Annotated in this window: 5 protein-coding genes; 3 read left to right on the top strand and 2 right to left on the bottom strand. The window is 39.4% G+C overall.

Going from position 1 to position 6,721, the window contains the following annotated elements:
- Positions 1-403 precede the first annotated feature (403 nt).
- Together PLK24_RS06790 and pdxA are read left to right on the top strand one after the other, a co-directional pair.
- The gene (locus PLK24_RS06790) at positions 404-1,555 is read left to right on the top strand and encodes a pyridoxal phosphate-dependent aminotransferase (protein WP_324477554.1); all 1,152 of its coding nucleotides are present in this window, start codon (positions 404-406) and stop codon (positions 1,553-1,555) included.
- Positions 1,552-2,580 carry a 4-hydroxythreonine-4-phosphate dehydrogenase PdxA gene (gene pdxA / locus PLK24_RS06785; RefSeq protein WP_324477552.1) on the top strand — a complete coding sequence of 343 codons (1,029 nt, stop codon included), beginning with the start codon at positions 1,552-1,554 and terminating at the stop codon, positions 2,578-2,580. Before PLK24_RS06790 ends, pdxA begins: the two co-directional genes overlap by 4 nt.
- A gap of 237 nt (positions 2,581-2,817) precedes the next feature.
- On the opposite strand, the gene glgB is transcribed toward pdxA, so the two are convergent.
- On the bottom strand, positions 2,818-5,013 hold the full coding sequence (gene glgB / locus PLK24_RS06780) for a 1,4-alpha-glucan branching protein GlgB (protein WP_324477550.1): 2,196 nt from the start codon (positions 5,011-5,013) through the stop codon (positions 2,818-2,820).
- A complete protein-coding gene (locus tag PLK24_RS06775; RefSeq protein ID WP_324477548.1) occupies positions 5,007-5,876 on the bottom strand; it encodes a ribonuclease H-like domain-containing protein in 870 nt (289 codons plus the stop codon). Before PLK24_RS06775 ends, glgB begins: the two co-directional genes overlap by 7 nt.
- Before the next feature lie 92 nt (positions 5,877-5,968).
- On the opposite strand from PLK24_RS06775, the gene PLK24_RS06770 reads away from it, so the two are divergent.
- Complete coding sequence (locus PLK24_RS06770; protein WP_324477546.1) at positions 5,969-6,643, top strand: cyclase family protein; 675 nt, start codon at positions 5,969-5,971, stop codon at positions 6,641-6,643.
- The last annotated feature ends 78 nt before the right edge of the window (positions 6,644-6,721 follow it).

Here is a 6,721-nt window from a genome sequence, read left to right as displayed (position 1 = left end):
CATTTTTTTGTTTTTTTCTTTATAAAAACTTGAAGATGAGATCCTCACGCCCTCAAAAAGCGAGGTCTCAGGATGACGCCGGTAGCGTCGGATAAGATTCTCACGAGAAAAAGCACTGCTCAGGATGACGCATCATTTAGGTTCCTTCTCTCTTGATGGGAGAAGGTCAAGATGAGAGTGAAAGTTTAGATTCCTAGATTGAGATCCAGATTGGTTGTTAAGAAATTTAACTTGGTGAAGAAATCTAAGTGCCCCCTCACCTTAATCCTCTCCCACCAGGGGAGAGGAAAGCAAAGCAAAAAGGTCAAGATGAGGGTGAAAGCCTGGATTGAGATTCAAGATTTAGTGTTTTGAAATGAAGCTTATAGAAAGCATTCCAATACTGTCTTTTCAATAGGAGGTCATGATGGTAAATATTGCTGATGATGTAGCGAAATTACCCCGTTCGGGAATACGAGAACTCATGGGGATGGCTCTGACTATTCCTGATGCGATTCACTTGGAGATTGGAGAGCCTCATTTTCCCACCCCAAGTTTTATTTTAGAAGGTTTAAAAGAATTTTATTCCAAAGGAGATATTAAATATACACCCACTGTTGGTATCCATTCCTTAAGAGATAAAATAGCAAAGAAGTTGTTGAAAGAAAAAAATTGGAAAGTTGAAGCTGATGATGTAGTCATTCTCCCTGGCTCACTTTTTGGAACTGTAGTTGCTTTTCGAACTATTTTAGATCCTGGAGACGAAGCATTGATTCCTGATCCAGGTTTTACCAATCATTTCTCACAGGTTGAACTGAGCGGAGGACGAATAAAAAGATATTTTCTCTTACCAGAGAATAATTACTTGCCTGATTTTGAATCAATTCGTAAGTCAATCACTCCAAGAACGAAAATGATTTTAGTCAATACTCCATCTAATCCCTTAGGTGTAGTTTTTCCTGAAAAAGTTATGCAGTCGATCTCAGATTTAGCCGAGGAATACAATCTGGTAGTTGTATCCGACGAAGCCTATGAAAAATATATCTATCAGGGTGAGCATTTTGGAATGTACCGTTATGTTCGACCGGAAAGGTTGATCAGTATTTTTTCCTTTTCTAAAACCTATGCCTTAACGGGTTGGCGGGTAGGGTATATGGTGGTTCCGAAGGATCTATTAATTCATTTAATGAAAGTTTCCGAATATATGATTGCCTGTACGTCTCATCTCTCGCAAAAGGCGGCTGAAATTGCTTTAGATATGCCTGAAGAAGAGATTAAAAAGATGGTAGATTCTTATCGGCAAAACTGCGATTTATGCTGCTCAGGTTTGGAAAAGGCTGGGTTTAAAGTATATCGTCCTGGTGGAGGATATTATGTTTGGGTAGATATCAGAGAATTTAGCATGAAATCACTTGAATTTTGTAAAAAATTACTCCAAAAAAGCCATGTCGCCGTTGCACCGGGTGATACTTTTGGACAAAGTTCAGATGGATTTATTCGTATTTCTATTTGTAGGAAAAAAGAAGAAATTGAAGAGGGTATAAAAAGAATCATTGCTGCTCGGAGTGAGTTATGAATTCAAGATTACCGGTTATTGCTATTACCTTGGGGGATCCTAGTGGCATCGGACCAGAAATTATTGTACAAACTCTGCAAAACTGGGAATTCCCTGCTATTCCTCTGGTCGTTGGTGACCGAAAGGTTTTGAGTCAAGCCGAGGAGGTCACTAAAACATCGATCAATTGGCAAAAATTTACTGAATCAATTTCAAGTCCAGGGCCTTATCTTCTTGATTGCAGCAATGTTGATTTATCTTCCTTTCGATGGGGAGAGATCTCTTCTCAATCGGGACAAAGCAGCTTTGAATATATTCAGACTGCTATCCAGTTAGCTTTAAAAGAACAAGTCGATGCAGTGGTGACTGCACCCATTAGCAAGGAAGCGCTGCATCTTGCTGCTGTTCCGTATATCGGACACACTGAAATTTTTAAAGAGTTAACCAAAAGCTCCGTTGCACTTACCATGTTTCAAATTGATCAACTGCGAGTTTTTTTTCTTACCCGTCACCTTTCGCTTTTAGAAGCAGTCAAGGAAGTAAAAAAGGAGAAGGTCTATAAATTTTTACTCGAAATGAATCAATATTTGAATTCTATCGGGCTTTTTTCAGCTAAAATTGCTGTTGCTGCTCTCAATCCTCACGGGGGAGAAAATGGCTTGTTGGGCCAAGAAGAAATCAAGGAAATAAATCCGGCTATCGAAAAATCGCGAAAACTAGGAATGAATGTGATGGGAATTTACCCTGCCGATTCAGTTTTTTGGTTTGCCCGTCAGGGAAGATTTGATGCAGTACTTTCTCTTTATCACGACCAAGGGCACATTGCGACTAAATGTATGGATTTTTATGGGACGGTAAGCATTACTTTAGGTCTTCCTTTTATTCGAACTTCTCCCGATCATGGAACCGCTTTTGACATTGCTGGGCAGGGAAAAGCCAACCATCGTAGTATGGTTGAATCCTGTCGCTGGGCAGTTGAATATGCTTTTGCTTATCAAGATTTTATCAAAAGAACATCGGGAAAAAAGGAAATTGATTCAGATTAGGAACTCATGGGATCAATCTATCCTGAAAATACCATCTAATATATTCCCCCCTCAATGGGGAATATATTGAACAATTCCCCTCCTTGGAGGGGTGCCGCTTTCGCGGCGGGGAGGGTGCCTTTCATTTTTAATAATTACACTGAGATAATGAGTCAGCAACATTAAAAAAAAGTGAAAACCTTAAATCATCGAAAAGCGAAGCCTCAGGATGACGCCATTTTTATTTATTACTATTTTTTAGTTAGACAATTTTAAAACCACACAACCCAAGGGAGGGAGATTTAAATCCACCGAGAAGGGCTTTCCGTGGCCGGGAATATTCTGGGTAAAAACCTGTCCAAAGTTGCCAATATTACTTCCCCCATAAATTTCGGAGTCGCTGTTCAACACTTCTTGATAAACACCCTTTTTAGGGACACCTAATCGGTAGCCAAGGCGTGGAACTGGAGTATAATTACACGCAAAAACTAAAAAGTCATCGGAATTTCTGCTTTTTCGAATAAAGGAAAGAATTGAATTATCTGAATCATTGCAATCGATCCATTCAAAACCCTTCCAAGAATTGTCAATTTCCCAGAGCGATTTTTCCTGTTTATATATACGATTGAGATCTTTTACAAATAATTGCAGTTTCCGATGGGTATCATAATCGAGCAGAAACCAATTTAAACCGGTATCATGATCCCATTCACTCCATTGGCCAATTTCGTTTCCCATGAAGAGAAGTTTTTTACCCGGGAACCCAAACATGGTTGCATAACAAAGACGAAGATTAGCAAACTTTTGCCACCAGTCACCAGGCATTTTATTAATCATACTGCGTTTTTCATGGACAACCTCATCATGTGACAAGGGCAAAATGAAATTTTCCGAAAATGCATACATAAGAGGGAAAGTTAAATTTTGGTGATGGTATTTACGATATATAGGATCTTTACTCATGTAAGCGAGAAAATCATTCATCCACCCCATATTCCATTTGAATAAGAATCCCAAGCCACCAGTATAAGGAGGAAGGGTTACACCCGGCCAAGCTGTAGACTCTTCGGCTATAGTCATAATTCCTGGAAATCGATGGTAGATGCTTTCATTGAAGTATCGAATAAGATCAATTGCTTCAAGGTTTTCTTTGCCGCCATATTGGTTAGGAAGCCATTCACCTTGATTTCGACCATAATCAAGATAGAGCATAGATGCCACGGCATCAACTCGTAGGCCATCAATGTGGTATTCTTTCAGCCAATACATGGCGTTGGAGACTAAAAAACAGCGCACCTCTCTTCGCCCATAGTTAAAAATATAACTTCCCCAATGGGGATGTTCTCCTTTTCGGGGATCAACATGTTCATAGAGTGCGGTACCATCAAAGCGTCCCAGTCCATGACCATCCTTCGGAAAGTGAGCAATAACCCAATCCAGAATCACACCAATTCCATTTTGGTGGCAATAGTCGACAAAATACATAAAATCCTTTGGTTCTCCAAAACGGCTGGTGGGAGCGAAATAACCAGTAGCTTGATAGCCCCAGGATCCGTTAAAGGGGTGTTCACAAATAGGAAGGAGTTCTATGTGGGTAAAACCCATTTCCTGAACGTAATCCACCAGTTGATGGGCCAACTCTCGGTAACTGAGAAAAGAAGAGTATTCTCCTTTTTTCCATGATCCAAGATGGACTTCGTAAATGCTCATCGGGGTGGCAAGAAGACTAGATGATTTCCGTTTTTCGATCCAATCATGATCACGCCAATTATAGCCGCTCAGGTTGTAAGTAAGTGAGGCGGTAAGTGGAGTCTTTTCTGCATAAAAAGCCAGAGGATCAGATTTCAAGAGGAGATGTCCTTCTTGGGTTTTAATTTCAAACTTGTATCGTGTTTCTGTGGGCACATTTGGGATAAATATTTCCCATATTCCTGAAGACCCTATCATTCTCATTTGGTGGATTCGACCATCCCATCCATTGAAATCTCCAACTACGCTAACTCGTCGAGCATTAGGAGCCCAAACACAAAAAAGCATTCCCGGTGTTTCATCAATGGTTTTAAAATGTGCTCCGAGAAACTCATAAATGGCCAAATGGGTTCCCTCGTTGAAAAGATAAATATCGAGATCGGTGAGGAGAGGAAGAAAGGAATAGGGATCTCGGGTTAAAATGATTTCACCATTATTTTTGGTTAATCTCAGGAGATACCGAAAAAAACTTCGATTTGGTATGAATACTTCATAAAATCCTTCCGAATGGATACGGTCCATTATCCATGGTTGCTCAGATTGATCGGGGTCAACAACCTCAGCAGAGTGAAGATCAGGATAAAATAATCGAACAAAAACACCCCGAGCACTTTCCGCAGAATGTATTCCTAAAATTTGGAATGGATCATTTCTATCGGCATGGAGAATAGATTGAATATCCTCTTGGGAAATTGAACCTACCAAATTAAGCCCTCCCTTTCTTTATAAAATCGCAATTTTTCATAACGGATTTCTTTGATCACTTCAGGGTAAATCCGGGAAGAAATCTGAATTTTTTTTCGAGGTTCTTCGAGAACCAAATAGGGGAAAGAGAGCTCGTTTACATTATAGTTATAATAATACACCATGAGCTTTTCAAGATTGACGGTATCTTCGACGTTATAAGCAATCAGAGTTTCTAAGGCTTCGGTACAGCCTTCTAAGTATTTTTGCCAGAGAAGAACTGCCATATACCCATCGATACCCTTCAATTTACCCCGATCTATTCCCAAAGACTTTTCACATACTTTTAGTCCACCGGAAAGACCCATACTTTTCAACATAAACCTTAAATCGAAATGAATATGTGGCAGCTTAATATCGAAATACCTTTCTATAAAAGGGAGATCGAAACATTTTCCATTAAAAGTAATAATGATTTGATAATGGAAAATGTCATCAATGAAATCAGCCATATTAATTCCGTGTACATAGGTTTTAATCTTCTTTCCGTCAAAAAGTGTAATAACGGTAATATAATCATCAGGCGGATTCAATCCACTAGTTTCAATATCCAGAAATACTGCTTCGGAACGAAAATGAGAAAAAATTCTCCAACGGTTAAAGTTATGAAATTTTTCAGTAAAAAAGCGAATATCTTTTTTTTCTATTTTTTCATAGGAACGAGCCACCATCGAATATGCCCGATCTGAGATATTTCCAGGGAGAATTTTTCGAAACAGGGGGTCGGTGAGAGCATCGTCCCAATTTAAAATTCCTTCCTGCCAAATTTTTCTTTCCGTCTTTTCACCTATTGAGGGGATATGGCAAAAGGTATGGAATAACATAGAATATCCTTCTTTCTGGGACATGGTGGTTTATTATTTCTTTATATATTGTAAAATAATCAGGATAGAATTCCAATGCCAGGAGGATTGATATGAAAAACTTATTTACCAGCAAAGATCTTAAGCTGGTTGACCTTTCCCAGAAAATAGTTCCTCCAGGAACGCCCACTCGTCCATTTCGGGTCGAACGAAGTTACTTACACGATCGAACTTGGAAACACGAAATATATACTCATTCTCATGTTGGAACTCACATTGAAAGCCCTGCTCATTTTTTTGAGAACGGGAAAGACTTGGAACAATTTTCCCTTGAAGCTTTTTGCGGTCGAGCCTGGTTTTGTGATTATTTTGACGTTAGCGAAACTCATGATGAGGTTACTACCGATCTTCTTGAAATCCAATTGGGAGAAAAAGTTGAAAAGGGCGATATTGTTATAGGGCGAAATTGTGACAAAGAAAATCTCCAAAAGGTCAAACAAACTGGTAATAGAGAGTTGCTACCATCTTTTTCACCAGAAGCAGGAATCTGGCTTCGCGATCGTGGAGTAAAAATGGTAGGAATTGATGCTCATTTTCATCTGGGGAAGAATGTTGAAAAAACCCGAGAGTTTCATCAAATCCTCATGGCTCAGGATGTTTTGTTAATCGAAGGTTTAGATAACTTAGATCAAATTACAACGACTCCCTTCGTGTTTTTAGCCTTTCCTTATCGAGTGGAAGGAATTGACAGCAGTTTTGCACGAGCGGTTGCATTTTTAGAGAGGTGATTATAAATATGCCAATTCGTCGTATTGGAGTACTCAGTGCTGGTGGTGATTGTCCTGGGATTAATGCCGTGATTCATG

The sequence above is a fragment of the Atribacter sp. genome (assembly GCF_035418125.1).
Taxonomy (GTDB): domain Bacteria; phylum Atribacterota; class Atribacteria; order Atribacterales; family Atribacteraceae; genus Atribacter; species Atribacter allofermentans.
Note: the sequence above shows the minus strand (reverse complement) of the source record. Positions and strands in the feature narration are given on the sequence as shown.

What these genes read in the sequence shown, in the direction of transcription:
- PLK24_RS06790 (WP_324477554.1), top strand. Translation starts at nt 404, where the DNA reads ATGATGGTAAATATTGCTGATGATGTAGCGAAATTACCCCGTTCGGGA.
- pdxA (WP_324477552.1), top strand. Translation starts at nt 1,552, where the DNA reads ATGAATTCAAGATTACCGGTTATTGCTATTACCTTGGGGGATCCTAGT.
- PLK24_RS06775 (WP_324477548.1), bottom strand. Translation starts at nt 5,876, where the DNA reads ATGTTATTCCATACCTTTTGCCATATCCCCTCAATAGGTGAAAAGACG.
- PLK24_RS06770 (WP_324477546.1), top strand. Translation starts at nt 5,969, where the DNA reads ATGAAAAACTTATTTACCAGCAAAGATCTTAAGCTGGTTGACCTTTCC.